The 14,456-nt window shown below is 62.9% G+C and carries 13 protein-coding genes and 4 tRNA genes; 13 read left to right on the forward strand and 4 right to left on the reverse strand.

The annotated features are described in order from the left end of the window. Positions 1 to 94: 94 nt before the first annotated feature. From EV665_RS05645 to EV665_RS05655, 3 genes are all read right to left on the reverse strand, one after another. On the reverse strand, positions 95 to 289 hold the full coding sequence (locus EV665_RS05645; RefSeq protein WP_133033366.1) for a hypothetical protein: 195 nt from the start codon (positions 287 to 289) through the stop codon (positions 95 to 97). Positions 290 to 513: 224 nt separating this feature from the next. After that, a tRNA-Thr gene (locus tag EV665_RS05650) sits at positions 514 to 589 on the reverse strand. A 54-nt stretch (positions 590 to 643) separates the two neighbouring features. Then, entirely contained in the window at positions 644 to 1,591 is a 948-nt protein-coding gene (locus EV665_RS05655; protein ID WP_133033367.1) for a LysR family transcriptional regulator, read from the reverse strand. A gap of 131 nt (positions 1,592 to 1,722) precedes the next feature. Here EV665_RS05655 and EV665_RS05660 point away from each other — a divergent pair, with 131 nt between their 5' ends. Beyond that, positions 1,723 to 2,346: an FMN-dependent NADH-azoreductase gene (locus EV665_RS05660; RefSeq protein ID WP_133033368.1), complete on the forward strand. Its 624-nt coding sequence runs from the start codon at positions 1,723 to 1,725 to the stop codon at positions 2,344 to 2,346. Between the two features lie 72 nt (positions 2,347 to 2,418). Here the strand turns inward: EV665_RS05660 and rlmB are convergent, their stop codons facing one another. Then, on the reverse strand, positions 2,419 to 3,294 hold the full coding sequence (gene rlmB, locus EV665_RS05665) for a 23S rRNA (guanosine(2251)-2'-O)-methyltransferase RlmB (RefSeq protein WP_133033369.1): 876 nt from the start codon (positions 3,292 to 3,294) through the stop codon (positions 2,419 to 2,421). 307 nt (positions 3,295 to 3,601) lie between these two features. On the opposite strand from rlmB, the gene EV665_RS05670 reads away from it, so the two are divergent. From EV665_RS05670 to rpoB, 12 genes are all read left to right on the forward strand, one after another. Next, positions 3,602 to 3,686 (forward strand) — tRNA-Tyr (locus tag EV665_RS05670). Positions 3,687 to 3,711: 25 nt separating this feature from the next. Beyond that, a tRNA-Gly gene (locus tag EV665_RS05675) sits at positions 3,712 to 3,785 on the forward strand. 217 nt (positions 3,786 to 4,002) lie between these two features. Further along, the gene (gene tuf / locus EV665_RS05680; RefSeq protein ID WP_064329852.1) at positions 4,003 to 5,178 is read left to right on the forward strand and encodes an elongation factor Tu; all 1,176 of its coding nucleotides are present in this window, start codon (positions 4,003 to 4,005) and stop codon (positions 5,176 to 5,178) included. Positions 5,179 to 5,480: 302 nt separating this feature from the next. Further along, positions 5,481 to 6,137, forward strand: coding sequence for a hypothetical protein (locus EV665_RS05685; RefSeq protein WP_133033370.1), 657 nt, complete (start codon positions 5,481 to 5,483; stop codon positions 6,135 to 6,137). A 134-nt stretch (positions 6,138 to 6,271) separates the two neighbouring features. Beyond that, positions 6,272 to 6,347: transfer RNA gene (locus EV665_RS05690), tRNA-Trp, on the forward strand. A 191-nt stretch (positions 6,348 to 6,538) separates the two neighbouring features. Beyond that, positions 6,539 to 6,739, forward strand: a complete 201-nt coding sequence (gene secE, locus EV665_RS05695; RefSeq protein ID WP_064329840.1) for a preprotein translocase subunit SecE — start codon at positions 6,539 to 6,541, stop codon at positions 6,737 to 6,739. Between the two features lie 16 nt (positions 6,740 to 6,755). Then, complete coding sequence (gene nusG / locus EV665_RS05700; protein WP_064329841.1) at positions 6,756 to 7,286, forward strand: transcription termination/antitermination protein NusG; 531 nt, start codon at positions 6,756 to 6,758, stop codon at positions 7,284 to 7,286. A gap of 202 nt (positions 7,287 to 7,488) precedes the next feature. Continuing rightward, positions 7,489 to 7,920: a 50S ribosomal protein L11 gene (gene rplK, locus EV665_RS05705; protein ID WP_064329842.1), complete on the forward strand. Its 432-nt coding sequence runs from the start codon at positions 7,489 to 7,491 to the stop codon at positions 7,918 to 7,920. A gap of 2 nt (positions 7,921 to 7,922) precedes the next feature. Further along, positions 7,923 to 8,615, forward strand: coding sequence for a 50S ribosomal protein L1 (rplA, locus tag EV665_RS05710; protein WP_064329843.1), 693 nt, complete (start codon positions 7,923 to 7,925; stop codon positions 8,613 to 8,615). A 355-nt stretch (positions 8,616 to 8,970) separates the two neighbouring features. Next, entirely contained in the window at positions 8,971 to 9,489 is a 519-nt protein-coding gene (rplJ, locus tag EV665_RS05715) for a 50S ribosomal protein L10 (protein ID WP_064329844.1), read from the forward strand. 60 nt (positions 9,490 to 9,549) lie between these two features. Next, entirely contained in the window at positions 9,550 to 9,927 is a 378-nt protein-coding gene (gene rplL, locus EV665_RS05720; protein ID WP_064329845.1) for a 50S ribosomal protein L7/L12, read from the forward strand. A gap of 254 nt (positions 9,928 to 10,181) precedes the next feature. Beyond that, the gene (gene rpoB, locus EV665_RS05725) at positions 10,182 to 14,321 is read left to right on the forward strand and encodes a DNA-directed RNA polymerase subunit beta (protein ID WP_064329846.1); all 4,140 of its coding nucleotides are present in this window, start codon (positions 10,182 to 10,184) and stop codon (positions 14,319 to 14,321) included. Positions 14,322 to 14,456: the final 135 nt, after the last annotated feature.

A 14,456-nucleotide genomic window follows, 5' to 3' on the forward strand; every position in this document is an offset into this window, starting at 1 on the left:
GCGGCGCGTCCTGCACCCGAGGCCCGTCTTTGTCGCATGCCTTTACGGCATGCGCATCTGAAAAATATGACAGCACGTCGTGAGGCGACAGCGCTCAGGTCCCGGCCGACCCGGCCCGCTCCTCCAGCTTTTTCAGCACGGCCTGCCCGTTGGCGGCCGCCTCCATCGGCGTGCCGAACGGCCCCTTCACGGGATAGGTGACACCGCGGAAGGTCAGCGAATAGAAATATTTCCCGTCGATCCGCTTCTCGACCACCACCTTCGAAACCGGTCCCTTGTCGTCCGCCACCTTCGTTCCTCCGCCATGGGTTTCGCACGATAGCCGGTGTCGGCCGATGCTGCGAAACGGAAATGCAGGCCCCCGAGGCGCCCGTCGATCAAACGCCTATAGGCCAGTCGGCAATGGACGGCAATGTGGAAGGAGGCAGTGGCGCGAAAACAAAACGGTGCGTCGAAGCGGAGCGCAGGCGAACCGGCGCGATGGCTTGGCGGGCGGCGTCGCGCAAACAAAAATGGTGCCCCCACCAGGACTCGAACCCGGGACCCCCTGATTACAAATCAGGTGCTCTACCAACTGAGCTATAAGGGCACTCAGCGAGGGAGTTAGCATATTCTCCGCCGCTGTAAAGGGAAAAGGGCGGGTTCAGATCGACCAGTTGCTGTCCAGCGCGGTTATCGGGACGATTTCCTGGCAGCGCTCCATGGAGCGGGGCAGGTTTTCCGCGAGGTGGTCGATGAGGGCGCGCACGGCCGGCAGCATGCCGTGGCGCGAGGTGAAGACGGCGTGCACGGTCGATTCCGCGCTCGACCATTCCGGCAGCACCGGCGTCAGGAAGCCGCTGCGAAAGCCGCGCTCCACGATCATGTCCGGCAAGAGGGCAAGGCCGATGCCCTCGATCGTGGCCCGTTCCAGCACGCTGAAATCCGAGCACAAGAGCACCGGGGAGTGGGCGACGTCGTAGACGTCGCCGTTCTTGTGGAAGAGCGTCCAGATTGCCCTGGGGCTGTTTTCCTGCATGGAGAGCGTGGGAACGCGGCCGATCGTCTCTAGGTCGATCGGGCCATGCTGCTCCAGAAAGCGCGGGCTTGCCGCGAGGTAGCGCCGCGTGCCGGCAAAGCGGCGCACGATCAGCGACTGGTCCGTGTCGTAGCCGTCGCGCACGCGCAGCGCGATGTCTATGCGCTCCTCGATGAGATCGACCGCGCGGCCGGTGGTGAGGATGGAGAGGCGCACCCCGGGATAGCGCTTCATGAAGCTCGGCAGCACGTCGGCCACCATGGGCGCAAAGCCCGGCGGCATCGACAGGCGCACCGTGCCGGCCGGTTCCGCCTTGGCGACCGCGATCACGGCCTCCGCCGCCTCCACGCCGGAAAGCACCGCCTCGCAGCGCTCATAGAAGGACTGGCCGATATCGGTGATGGCAAGCTTGCGGGTGGAGCGCTCGATGAGGCGCACGCCGAGCTGCTCCTCAAGAGCGGCGATGCGCTTGCTGATTTTGGACTTCGGCACGGACAGCGCATTCGCCGCCGCGGTAAAGCCCTTGTGGCGCACCACGGCGGCGTAGAGCGCGAGATCGTTCAGGTCCTGCATGGCTATCTCCAGGCGGTTTTGCGAATTATTGTTTCCCGGGTGAAACAGTCAATTGGATTTTTGCTGTCTAATCGCGCGATTGTTTTCGGAACATATGTGTCGCACCCAAACCGAAACGAAGGTGCTGACCCATGAACATCCTCCATATCGATTCCGGCATTCTCGGCGAGCACTCCGTCTCCCGCCGCCTGACGGCCGCCGTCGTCGCCCAGATCAAGGCCGAACAGCCGGCCGCCACCATCACCTATCGCGACCTTGCCGCCGATCCGCTGCCGCACCTGTCCGGCGCGCATCTGATGGCCGCCAATGCGAAGCCGGAAGAGGTCGACGCGCAGATCGCCGCCGACGTCGCCGAAGGCAAGGTGGTGCTCGACGAGTTCCTGGCCGCCGACACGATCATCCTCGGCGTGCCCATGTACAATTTCTCCCTGCCGAGCCAGTTGAAGGCCTGGATCGACCGCATCGCCGTTTCCGGCAAGACGTTCCGCTACACCGCCGAAGGCCCCGAGGGCCTCGCCAAGGGCAAGAAGGTCATCATCGTCTCCACCCGCGGCGGCCACTATTCCGCCGGTCCGGCGGCCGTCATGGACCACCAGGAAAGCTATCTGAAGGCCGTGCTCGGCTTCCTTGGCATCACGGATGTTGAAGTGGTGCGTGCCGAAGGCCTGAACCTCAGCCCCGATTCGAAGATCGAGGCGATTTCCGAGGCCGAGCGCACCATCAATGATCGCGGTTCCCTGAAGCTTGCCAGCTAAGCGCCGTCCTTCGACATGCAAAACGCCCGCCGGTGGAAACCGGCGGGCGTTTTGCATTTGCGCGTGGCCGGTTCAGCTCAAGAGATGCCGCTGCGTGGCATAGAGCGCGATCGCCGCGGCGTTCGAGACGTTGAGCGACTTGATCGCGCCGGGCATGTCGAGCCGGGCGAGCGCCTTGCAGGTGGCGCGCGTCTTCTGCCGCAGGCCCTTGCCCTCCGCACCCATGACGAGCGCGATACGGTCGCCGGACAGCGTGCCTTCCAGCGGCTCCGGGCCTTCCGAATCAAGGCCGATCGTCAGGAAGCCGAGCTTGTGCAGCTCCTCCAGCGCGTCGGCGAGATTGGTGACCTGGATATAGGGAATGAGTTCCAGCGCGCCGGACGCGGTTTTGGCGAGCACGCCCGATTCGGTCGGCGAGTGGCGCTGCGTCGTGATGACGGCGCCGGCATTGAAGGCCACCGCCGAGCGCATGATGGCGCCGACATTGTGCGGATCCGTCACCTGGTCGAGCACGAGCAGCAACGGGCTGTCCTTCAGCGCTTCCAGCCGGCGCACGGGCAGGGGGCGCGTCTCCAGCATCACGCCCTGGTGGATCGCTTCCGGGCCGAGCACCTTGTCGAGGTCGGACGGCAGCACGGTCTCGACAGGATAGGGCAGGGTGGCGAAATCGGGCAGCTCCAGCCGCTGCGCGGCGTTCTGGCTCACCGAAAGCTTGATGATCTTGCGCTCCGGATTGTCCAGCGCCGCGCGCACCGTGTGCAGGCCGTAGAGATAGACCTGGTCGGGCGTCAGGGCCGGTGCCTTCCAGCCTTCCGCCTGCTTGCGGCGGCGGTCGTCCCTGGGCGTCGGAATCTCGCCGCGTTCGCGCCGCTGGTCGCGATGCGCCCGGCGCAGCTTGGCATAGTGGGTGTCTTTTGCGGACTTGCCGCCGGTGTCGTCTTTGCTCATGCGGCCTTATAGACCAAGTCGCATCGAACTGTGCAGCGGTTTTGCGCAAGGGATGGGCAAAAAACGGAAAAACAGGGGGCAGGAGGTGCCTGGGCCTGCGCGCGGCACGCTCCCGGCGGGACGCCGGCGGCTCGTCAGCCGCGCCGGCCGGCCGCCGATTGGGGACGATGATGTTTTTCGCAATTTTTTCCGTAGCCTCGTGTTGACAGGACGATTTGTGCCCGTCATATACGCCGCCAGATCGAAGGCGCCGCCCACAAGGCACTGCCCGCCGGTCGACACTGGTCGCTTGATCCCGACGGAATATGGAGGGATGCCCGAGTGGTTAAAGGGGACGGACTGTAAATCCGTTGGCTCAGCCTACGTTGGTTCAAATCCAACTCCCTCCACCATTCTGTCAGACGGATCAAGGCCCCCGCGGGTATAGCTCAATGGTAGAGCAGCAGCCTTCCAAGCTGAATACGCGGGTTCGATTCCCGCTACCCGCTCCAGTTTTCCTTCAGAAAAAGAATCAGCGTTCCGCTCTAAGGCCCTGCCTTGAAAAAGCGATTCCGCATCCCGATCTATCGTCCATCCGGCTTGCCCCAGCCCGTTTCCGGCATGTTTCCCCTGTGCATTTAAGGCTTGCGCATTCGTTGCGAAAGCCTTAAACGCCTGCCAAACCGGACGGGCCGGTTAGCCCAACTTTCGTTCAGTAGGAATAAAAACATGGCAAAAGGTAAGTTTGAGCGCACTAAGCCTCACGTAAACATCGGCACGATCGGCCACGTTGACCATGGCAAGACGTCGCTGACGGCAGCGATCACGAAGTATTTCGGCGAGTTCAAGGCGTATGACCAGATCGACGCCGCTCCGGAAGAAAAGGCCCGCGGCATCACCATCTCGACGGCGCACGTCGAGTACGAGACGCCGAACCGTCACTACGCCCACGTCGACTGCCCCGGCCACGCCGACTACGTCAAGAACATGATCACCGGTGCTGCCCAGATGGACGGCGCGATCCTGGTCTGCTCTGCCGCTGACGGCCCGATGCCGCAGACGCGCGAGCACATCCTGCTCGCCCGCCAGGTCGGCGTTCCCGCCATCGTCGTGTTCCTCAACAAGGTCGACCAGGTCGACGACGCCGAGCTGCTCGAGCTCGTCGAGCTGGAAGTGCGCGAACTTCTGTCGTCCTACGACTTCCCGGGCGACGACATTCCGATCATCAAGGGCTCGGCTCTGGCCGCTCTCGAAGATTCGGACAAGAAGATCGGCGAAGACGCGATCCGCGAGCTGATGGCCGCCGTCGACGCCTACATCCCGACGCCGGAGCGTCCGATCGACCAGCCGTTCCTGATGCCGATCGAAGACGTGTTCTCGATCTCGGGCCGCGGCACGGTTGTCACGGGCCGCGTCGAGCGCGGTATCGTCAAGGTCGGTGAGGAAATCGAGATCGTCGGCATCCGCCCGACGACGAAGACGACCTGCACGGGCGTCGAGATGTTCCGCAAGCTGCTCGACCAGGGCCAGGCCGGCGACAACATCGGTGCGCTGCTGCGCGGTGTGAACCGTGACGGCGTGGAGCGTGGCCAGATCCTGTGCAAGCCGGGTTCGGTCAAGCCGCACAAGAAGTTCAAGGCCGAAGCCTACATCCTGACGAAGGAAGAAGGCGGCCGTCATACGCCGTTCTTCACGAACTACCGTCCGCAGTTCTACTTCCGCACGACGGACGTGACGGGCATCGTGACGCTGCCGGAAGGCACGGAAATGGTGATGCCGGGCGACAACGTGACGGTTGATGTCGAGCTGATCGTTCCGATCGCGATGGAAGAAAAGCTGCGCTTCGCGATCCGCGAAGGTGGCCGCACCGTCGGCGCCGGCATCGTCGCTTCGATCGTCGAGTAATATCGGGTCTTTGACCGGATGAAGGCCCCGCGGGAGACCGCGGGGCCTTTTTGTTTTCAAGCGCTTTGAAATGGTGTGCTTTTTTAGCCATTGGCGATAACTCGCCAGGTCTGGGGATAGAGGCGATCGGCGCCAGCGGGTAGATTTGCCGCGTCGCCTGGAGCGACATGGCCTGGACGGTGAACCGCAGGCCCGGCGCCGGGGATCGTTTCGATCCCGTATATTGCGGCGGCGCCCCTGCGTGTGGCGGGCACGGGCCGTGCCGCGCGCATCACGGCAACCAGACATGGGCCTGAACCTCGATGAACGCTTTTGCAGGCGCGGCGCGCGCAGCGCTCGCTCTCTCGACGATTCTCCTGATTCCGCCGGCCGGCGCGGCCAGGGCGGAGGATTCCCTCGTCATCTGGTCCCCGGCAAAACTGTCCAGCTATGCCTATCGCCTGCGCCTGGGCGCCAAGGCCGCCACGGCGGCCGAGATGAGCGCCGGGGTGGACATCTCCGTCACCGCGTCCTCCAGCGGCCGCATCCGCGACACGCGCGACAATGCGCGCCTCTGGGCGGAGATGCGCGGGACGGGACAGTCCGGTGCAGAGCGCAACGTCACGGCCGGCTACAACCCGCTGACCGGCCGGGTTTCGGCGAGCGCGGGCCTCTCCCGCCGCTGGATGGCGACGCCTTCCATCGATATCGTCCTCACGCCCGCCGTCTCCGCCGATGCCAACATGCGCAGCGGCGACCGCGGCGCGGTGCGCGTGACGCAGCAGGCGCGCATCCAGGCGCTGCCGACCGGAACGTCCTTCGTCGCCACCGGTTCGACCGCCAGCGGACAGAAGCACATCGGCGCGGAACTCGGCGTCGAGCAGCGCGTCTTCGACTGCCTCGACCTCGGCGCCTCCGTGCGCCGGCAGGACATGAGGCTGGTCGGCGCGGTCAGGGCGCGGCTTCGTTTCGCCTGGTGAGGACGCACGGGGAGGGCGCTTGGCGCTAACCTGTGAAAAAATCTCGTCTTCGGGCTTGCCAAGTCGATCCGTGCGCCGTAAAGACGCCATGCCTTGCCGGCGACAGGTGTTTCACCACGGAGCGGCAGGCAGCTAGGGGTATAGCTCAGTTGGTAGAGCGGCGGTCTCCAAAACCGCAGGTCGGGGGTTCGAGCCCCTCTGCCCCTGCCATTTTCACCGGACAGCGCGGACGACTTGCAGCGACGGGAAAGATGGCATGACGGCGTTCGGCCGTCATAATTCGTTAAAAGTCCGGTTGCCTCTTGTGAAAAAGGGAATCGGGCTTTATGTAGGGCAAAACAGACACGCGGTGCGTGGGGCTGATAATTCAGCTTTACGTGCCGTAATGGCGTGGACATTCAATGGCATCGAAAACAAATCCGATTGCGTTTCTGCAGCAGGTTCGCTCCGAGACGGCGAAAGTGACTTGGCCCTCGCGGCGCGAGACGATGATCTCGACCGTCATGGTGTTCGTCATGGTCTTCCTGGCTGCAGTGTTCTTCTTCGCTGCGGACCAGTTGATTGGCTGGCTGATCGGCCTCGTCCTCAGCGCCAGCGTCTGATTGGTTGGAGATGAACATGGCTTCCCGTTGGTACATCGTCCACGCCTATTCGAATTTCGAGAAGAAGGTCGCAGAGGACATCGAGAACAAGGCGCGCCAGAAGGGCCTTGATCACCTGTTCGAGAAGATCCTCGTGCCGACCGAAAAGGTTGTCGAGGTGCGTCGCGGCCGCAAGGTCGATTCGGAGCGCAAGTTCTTCCCCGGCTACGTGCTGGTGCGGGCGAACCTGACGGACGAAGCGTACCACCTCATCAAGAATACGCCGAAGGTCACGGGGTTCCTCGGTTCGGACAACAAGCCGGTTCCGATCCCGGACAGCGAGGCCGAGCGCATCCTGTCGCAGGTCCAGGACGGCGTCGATCGTCCGAAGCCTTCGGTCTCGTTCGAGATCGGCGAGCAGGTCCGCGTTTCCGACGGTCCGTTCGCCTCGTTCAACGGCACCGTGCAGGATGTCGACGAGGAGCGGTCGCGCCTCAAGGTGGAAGTGTCGATCTTCGGCCGCGCCACCCCGGTCGAGCTGGAATACGCTCAGGTCGAAAAAATCTGATTTCAGTGGCGTCCCGGGAGGGCGCCGCTCGTTTGAAATCCGGCCCTCTCCGGAGGGTTGGCGGCGGAAGTTTCCGCCATTCGCGTGGAAGGGAAGGCGGCCTGTAGCCGGGCGCCCGGACCGCACCACGCAACCGCAGCCGCCGGTCCCAGGATCGGCATCACGGGCCGGGCAACCGGTCGCATTCTGAAAGGCAGAGAAAATGGCTAAGAAAGTTGCAGGCCAGCTCAAGCTTCAGGTCAAGGCAGGATCGGCGAACCCGTCCCCGCCGATCGGCCCGGCGCTTGGTCAGCGTGGCATTAACATCATGGAATTCTGCAAGTCGTTCAACGCGGCGACGCAGGAAATGGAAAAGGGTATGCCGATCCCGGTCGTCATCACCTACTACCAGGACAAGTCCTTCACCTTCGTGATGAAGCAGCCGCCGGTGACCTACTTCCTCAAGAAGGAAGCCAAGATCCAGTCCGGCTCGAAGACCCCGGGCAAGGGCGGTTCCGTCGGCAAGCTCACCAAGGCTCAGATCAAGTCGATCGCCGAAGCCAAGATGAAGGATCTCAACGCCGCCGATATCGAAGGCGCAATGGCGATGGTCGAGGGTTCTGCCCGCGCCATGGGCCTGGAAGTGGTAGGTTGATCATGGCCAAGGTAGCAAAGCGTCTCCAGAAGATCCGCGAAGGCATCGACCCGACCAAGCTCGTCGCCCTTTCGGACGCCATCTCGCTCGTCAAGGAGCGTGCCGTCGCCAAGTTCGACGAAACCGTCGAGATCGCCATGAACCTCGGCGTCGACCCGCGCCACGCAGACCAGATGGTCCGCGGCGTGGTCAACCTGCCGAACGGCACCGGCCGTGACGTTCGCGTCGCCGTCTTCGCACGCGGCGCCAAGGCCGACGAAGCCAAGGCCGCCGGCGCGGACATCGTCGGCGCCGAAGACCTGCTCGAGATCGTCCAGGGCGGCAAGATCGATTTCGATCGCTGCATCGCGACCCCGGACATGATGCCGCTCGTCGGCCGTCTCGGCAAGGTTCTCGGCCCGCGCGGCATGATGCCGAACCCGAAGGTCGGTACGGTGACCATGGACGTTACCGGCGCCGTCAAGGCGTCCAAGGGCGGTGCTGTCGAGTTCCGCGTCGAGAAGGCCGGTATCATCCATGCCGGCATCGGCAAGGCCTCCTTCGACGCCAAGGCTCTGGAAGAGAACATCAAGGCTTTCGCCGACGCCGTCATCAAGGCGAAGCCGGCTGGCGCCAAGGGCAACTACGTCAAGCGCGTTGCCATCTCTTCGACGATGGGCCCGGGCGTGAAGATCGACCCGGCGACGGTTGCCTGATTTAGGCGCCTGATTTTTTCAGATCCCGCTCCGGCTGGATCGCAAAAGAATTCCCGGCCTTAGTCAGGCCGGGAATTTCCGGGGAAACCCGGAACTCCTGTCCGAGATTGCAGGTGGTTATCCCTTAATCACGTTGCCTGCATGAGACGGGTGAGACCTGGATTTCACTCAGCGTCGGATGACGCGGAATTCGGTTCGAACCTACCTTGCCTGTGTCGCGGCCCTCGGGTCGAGCGCGGGGGGACAGGATCCTCGAGCGTCGCTCGGGATCTTCTTTTTAAGCGGATCCCTGGCGGCAAAGGCAAACCCGGCAGGTCCCGTGAGAACTCACGGTCCTGTCAACTGGAGATAGGCAGTGGAAAGAGCGGAAAAACGCGAATTCGTCACGGAGCTGAATGAAGTCTTCAAGGCTTCCGGTTCGGTTGTCGTGGCCCGCTATGCCGGCATCACCGTTGCACAGATGAACGATCTTCGTACGAAGATGCGTGCAGCTGGCGGTACCGTCAAAGTCGCGAAGAACCGCCTGGCCAAAATTGCCCTTCAGGGTACGGAGTCGGAAGGGATGTCTGATCTCTTCCAGGGTCAGACGCTCATTGCATATGCAAATGATCCGATGATCGCTCCGAAGGTAGCCATGGACTTCGCCAAGACCAACGACAAGCTCGTTGTGCTCGGCGGCGCCATGGGTGCGACCACACTCGACGCAGAAGCAGTCAAGTCGCTTGCGACCCTGCCTTCGCTCGACGAGCTGCGTGCAAAGCTGCTGGGCCTTCTCAATGCCCCGGCAACGCGCGTCGCCACGGTCGTTGCAGCACCGGCAAGCCAGCTTGCCCGCGTGTTCGCAGCCTACGCCAAGAAGGACGAAGCCGCGTAAGGCGGTTTTTCGCTGTAAATCAAACACACCAGTTCGAACCGAACAAAAGGACTTAAGAAAATGGCTGATCTCGCAAAGATCGTTGAAGACCTCTCCTCGCTGACCGTCCTGGAAGCTGCTGAGCTTTCCAAGCTTCTCGAAGAGAAGTGGGGCGTTTCGGCTGCAGCTCCCGTTGCTGTTGCTGCTGTTGGCGGCGGCGCTGCCCCGGCTGCTGCTGAAGAAGAAAAGACCGAATTCGACGTGATCCTCGTTGACGCTGGCGCCAACAAGATCAACGTCATCAAGGAAGTTCGCGGCATCACGGGTCTCGGCCTCAAGGAAGCCAAGGACCTCGTCGAAGGCGCTCCGAAGCCGGTCAAGGAAGCCGTCTCCAAGGCTGAAGCCGCTGACCTCAAGAAGAAGCTTGAGGACGCCGGCGCCAAGGTCGACGTCAAGTAATATCGGAATGCGGTGGGAGAGGGTTTCGACCCTCTCCCATTGATGATTCCTCCGAACTGATTACCCAAAAGCCGCGAAAACCGGCTTTTGGGTAATGGGTTCTTCAAGAGGATGGTCTTCCGCCGAGCGATTGGGCAATCCGGCCCGTGGCCTGGCAGGCGAGACGAGATTGAACCAACCCATTGGTCGACGGGATCGACTGGCCAGCGAACCCCGTCCGTTGCAGGCCCGGATGCAAATTTGAAGGAGCGACGATGGCTCAGACCCTTTCGTTTAACGGTCGTAGGCGCGTACGCAAGTTTTTTGGAAAAATCCCTGAAGTCGCAGTCATGCCGAACCTCATCGAGGTTCAGAAGGCATCCTACGACCAATTCCTGATGGTTGAAGAGCCTGCCGGCGGTCGCCCGGACGAGGGCCTTCAGACCGTTTTCAAGTCGGTCTTCCCGATCACCGACTTCTCCGGCGCTTCCATGCTCGAATTCGTTTCCTACGAATTCGAACAGCCGAAGTTCGACGTCGAGGAATGCCGCCAGCGTGACCTGACCTATGCAGCGCCGCTCAAGGTGACGCTGCGTCTCATCGTGTTCGATATCGACGAGGATACCGGCGCCAAGTCCATCAAGGACATCAAGGAACAGAACGTCTACATGGGCGACATGCCGCTCATGACCGACAACGGCACGTTCATCGTCAACGGCACCGAGCGCGTCATCGTCTCCCAGATGCACCGTTCGCCGGGCGTGTTCTTCGACCACGACAAGGGCAAGAGCCACTCGTCGGGCAAGCTGCTCTTCGCGGCCCGCGTCATCCCGTACCGCGGCTCCTGGCTCGACATCGAGTTCGACGCCAAGGACATCGTTCATGCCCGCATCGACCGCCGCCGCAAGATCCCCGTCACCTCGCTGCTCATGGCGCTCGGCATGGACGGCGAAGAGATCCTGTCGACCTTCTACACGAAGTCGCTCTACCAGCGCGACGGCGAAGGCTGGCGCATTCCCTTCAATCCGGACGCGCTGAAGGGCCAGAAGGCCGTCTCGGATCTGGTGGATGCCGACACCGGCGAAGTCGTCGTGGAGATCGGCAAGAAGCTGACGCCGCGCCTCCTGAAGCAGCTCTCCGAAAAGGGCCTCAAGGCCCTCAAGGCGACGGACGACGAGCTTTACGGCAACTATCTTGCCGAGGACATCGTCAACTACTCGACGGGTGAGATCTATCTCGAAGCCGGCGACGAAATCGACGAGAAGACCCTGCCGGTCATTCTCGCGGCCGGTTTCGACGAAATCCCGGTCCTCGACATCGACCACATCAATGTCGGCGCCTATATCCGCAACACGCTTGCCGCGGACAAGAACGAGAACCGCCAGGACGCTCTGTTCGACATCTACCGCGTCATGCGTCCGGGCGAGCCGCCGACCATGGATTCGGCCGAAGCCATGTTCAACACGCTGTTCTTCGATGCGGAGCGCTACGACCTCTCCGCCGTCGGCCGCGTGAAGATGAACATGCGCCTCGACCTCGACGTCGCCGACACGGTCCGCACGCTGCGCAAGGAAGACATCCTCGCCGTCGTGAAGATGCTGGTCGAGCTGCGCGACGGCAAGGGCGAGATCGACGACATCGACAACCTCGGCAACCGCCGTGTCCGTTCGGTCGGCGAATTGATGGAGAACCAGTACCGTCTCGGCCTGCTGCGCATGGAGCGCGCGATCAAGGAACGCATGTCCTCGATCGAGATCGACACGGTCATGCCGCAGGACCTGATCAATGCGAAGCCGGCGGCTGCCGCCGTTCGCGAATTCTTCGGTTCCTCGCAGCTCTCGCAGTTCATGGACCAGGTGAACCCGCTCTCGGAAATCACCCACAAGCGCCGTCTTTCGGCCCTTGGCCCGGGTGGTCTGACCCGTGAGCGCGCCGGCTTCGAAGTCCGCGACGTTCACCCGACCCACTATGGCCGTATTTGCCCGATCGAGACGCCGGAAGGCCCGAACATCGGTCTGATCAACTCGCTCGCAACCTTCGCCCGCGTCAACAAGTACGGCTTCATCGAAAGCCCGTACCGCAAGATCGTCGACGGCAAGGTGACGACCGACGTGGTCTACCTCTCCGCCATGGAAGAGGCCAAGTACCACGTCGCCCAGGCCAACTCGCCGCTCAACGACGACAACTCCTTCTCGGAAGAGTTCGTCGTCTGCCGTCATGCCGGCGAAGTCATGCTCGCCCCGCGCGACCAGATCAACCTGATGGACGTTTCGCCGAAGCAGCTCGTTTCGGTTGCGGCCGCGCTCATCCCGTTCCTTGAGAACGACGACGCGAACCGCGCGCTCATGGGTTCGAACATGCAGCGTCAGGCCGTGCCGCTTCTGCGTGCGGAAGCCCCGTTCGTCGGCACCGGTATGGAGCCGATCGTCGCCCGTGATTCGGGCGCTGCCATCGCGGCCCGCCGCGGCGGCGTCGTCGACCAGGTCGACGCGACCCGTATCGTTATCCGCGCCACCGAAGACCTCGATCCGTCGAAGTCCGGCGTCGATATCTACCGGCTGCAGAAGTTCCAGCGTTCCAACCAGAACACCTGCGTCAACCAGCGCCCGCTGGTCACCGTCGGCGACGTTCTGAACAAGGGCGACATCATCGCGGACGGTCCGTCGACCGACCTCGGCGACCTCGCGCTCGGCCGCAACGCGCTCGTCGCGTTCATGCCGTGGAACGGCTACAACTACGAAGACTCGATCCTGATGTCCGAACGCATCGTCTCCGACGACGTGTTCACCTCGATCCACATCGAGGAATTCGAGGTCATGGCCCGCGACACCAAGCTGGGCCCGGAAGAAATCACGCGCGACATTCCGAACGTTTCGGAAGAAGCGCTGAAGAACCTCGACGAAGCCGGTATCGTCTATATCGGCGCAGAGGTTCAGCCGGGCGACATCCTGGTCGGCAAGATCACCCCGAAGGGCGAAAGCCCGATGACGCCGGAAGAAAAGCTCCTGCGCGCCATCTTCGGTGAAAAGGCCTCCGACGTGCGCGACACCTCCATGCGCATGCCGCCGGGCACCTTCGGCACGGTCGTCGAAGTTCGCGTCTTCAACCGCCATGGCGTGGAGAAGGACGAACGCGCGATGGCGATCGAGCGCGAGGAGATCGAGCGTCTCGCGAAGGACCGTGACGACGAGCAGGCGATCCTCGACCGTAACGTCTACGGCCGTCTGACCGACATGCTGCGTGGCCACGTCGCCGTCGCCGGCCCGAAGGCCTTCAAGAAGGGCACCGAGCTGTCGAACGCCGTGATCTCCGAATATCCCCGCTCGCAGTGGTGGATGTTCGCCGTCGAGGACGAGAAGGTCCAGGGCGAGATCGAAGCGCTCCGCGGCCAGTACGACGAATCCAAGTCGCGCCTTGAACAGCGCTTCATGGACAAGGTCGAGAAGGTCCAGCGCGGCGACGAGATGCCTCCGGGCGTCATGAAGATGGTCAAGGTCTTCGTCGCCGTGAAGCGCAAGATCCAGCCGGGCGACAAGATGGCCGGCCGTCACGGCAACAAGGGCGTGGTCTCGCGCATCCTGCCGATCGAGGACATGCCGTTCCTCGAAGACGGAACGCATGTCGACATCTGCCTGAACCCGCTGGGCGTGCCCTCGCGCATGAACGTCGGCCAGATCCTCGAAACCCACCTTGCCTGGGCTTGCGCCGGCATGGGCAAGAAGATCGGCGACCTGCTCGACGAGTATCGCAAGACCATGGACATCTCCGACCTGAAGCGCGAGCTGACGGAAGTCTACGAGAGCGAAGCCAAGGACGAAGTCGCCCATTTCGACGACGCCGCCCTGGTCAAGCTGGCCGAGCAGTCCCGCAAGGGCGTCTCCATCGCAACGCCGGTCTTCGACGGTGCGCATGAACCTGATGTCGCCAGCATGCTGGAGCGTGCGGGCCTTGCGTCCTCGGGCCAGTCGGTTCTCTACGACGGCCGTACGGGCGAGGCTTTCGACCGCAAGGTCACGGTCGGCTACATGTACATGATCAAGCTGAACCACCTTGTCGACGACAAGATCCATGCGCGTTCGATCGGTCCGTACTCGCTCGTTACCCAGCAGCCGCTGGGCGGCAAGGCGCAGTTCGGCGGCCAGCGCTTCGGGGAAATGGAAGTCTGGGCGCTCGAAGCCTACGGCGCCGCCTATACGCTGCAGGAAATGCTGACCGTGAAGTCGGACGACGTCGCGGGCCGCACCAAGGTGTACGAGGCGATCGTGCGGGGCGACGACACGTTCGAGGCGGGCATTCCGGAGAGCTTCAACGTTCTCGTCAAGGAAATGCGCTCGCTCGGCCTGTCGGTCGAACTGGAGAACTCGAAGGTCGACGCGAACGCGGAAGCCGGCCAGCTTCCCGACGCCGCGGAATAAGCCCTGATCGGGTGCGCGCCAGAACGTGGCGCGCACCGTTTCCGCTCCCGCCGGTCGGCGAGGGGCGGCTCATCCGTTTCGAGCAGCCTTGCGGCACCCGGGTATCGCCGCAATTGGTTGCTAAGCAGAGGGCCA

The sequence above is a fragment of the Shinella granuli genome (genome assembly GCF_004341885.1).
GTDB lineage: Bacteria > Pseudomonadota > Alphaproteobacteria > Rhizobiales > Rhizobiaceae > Shinella > Shinella granuli.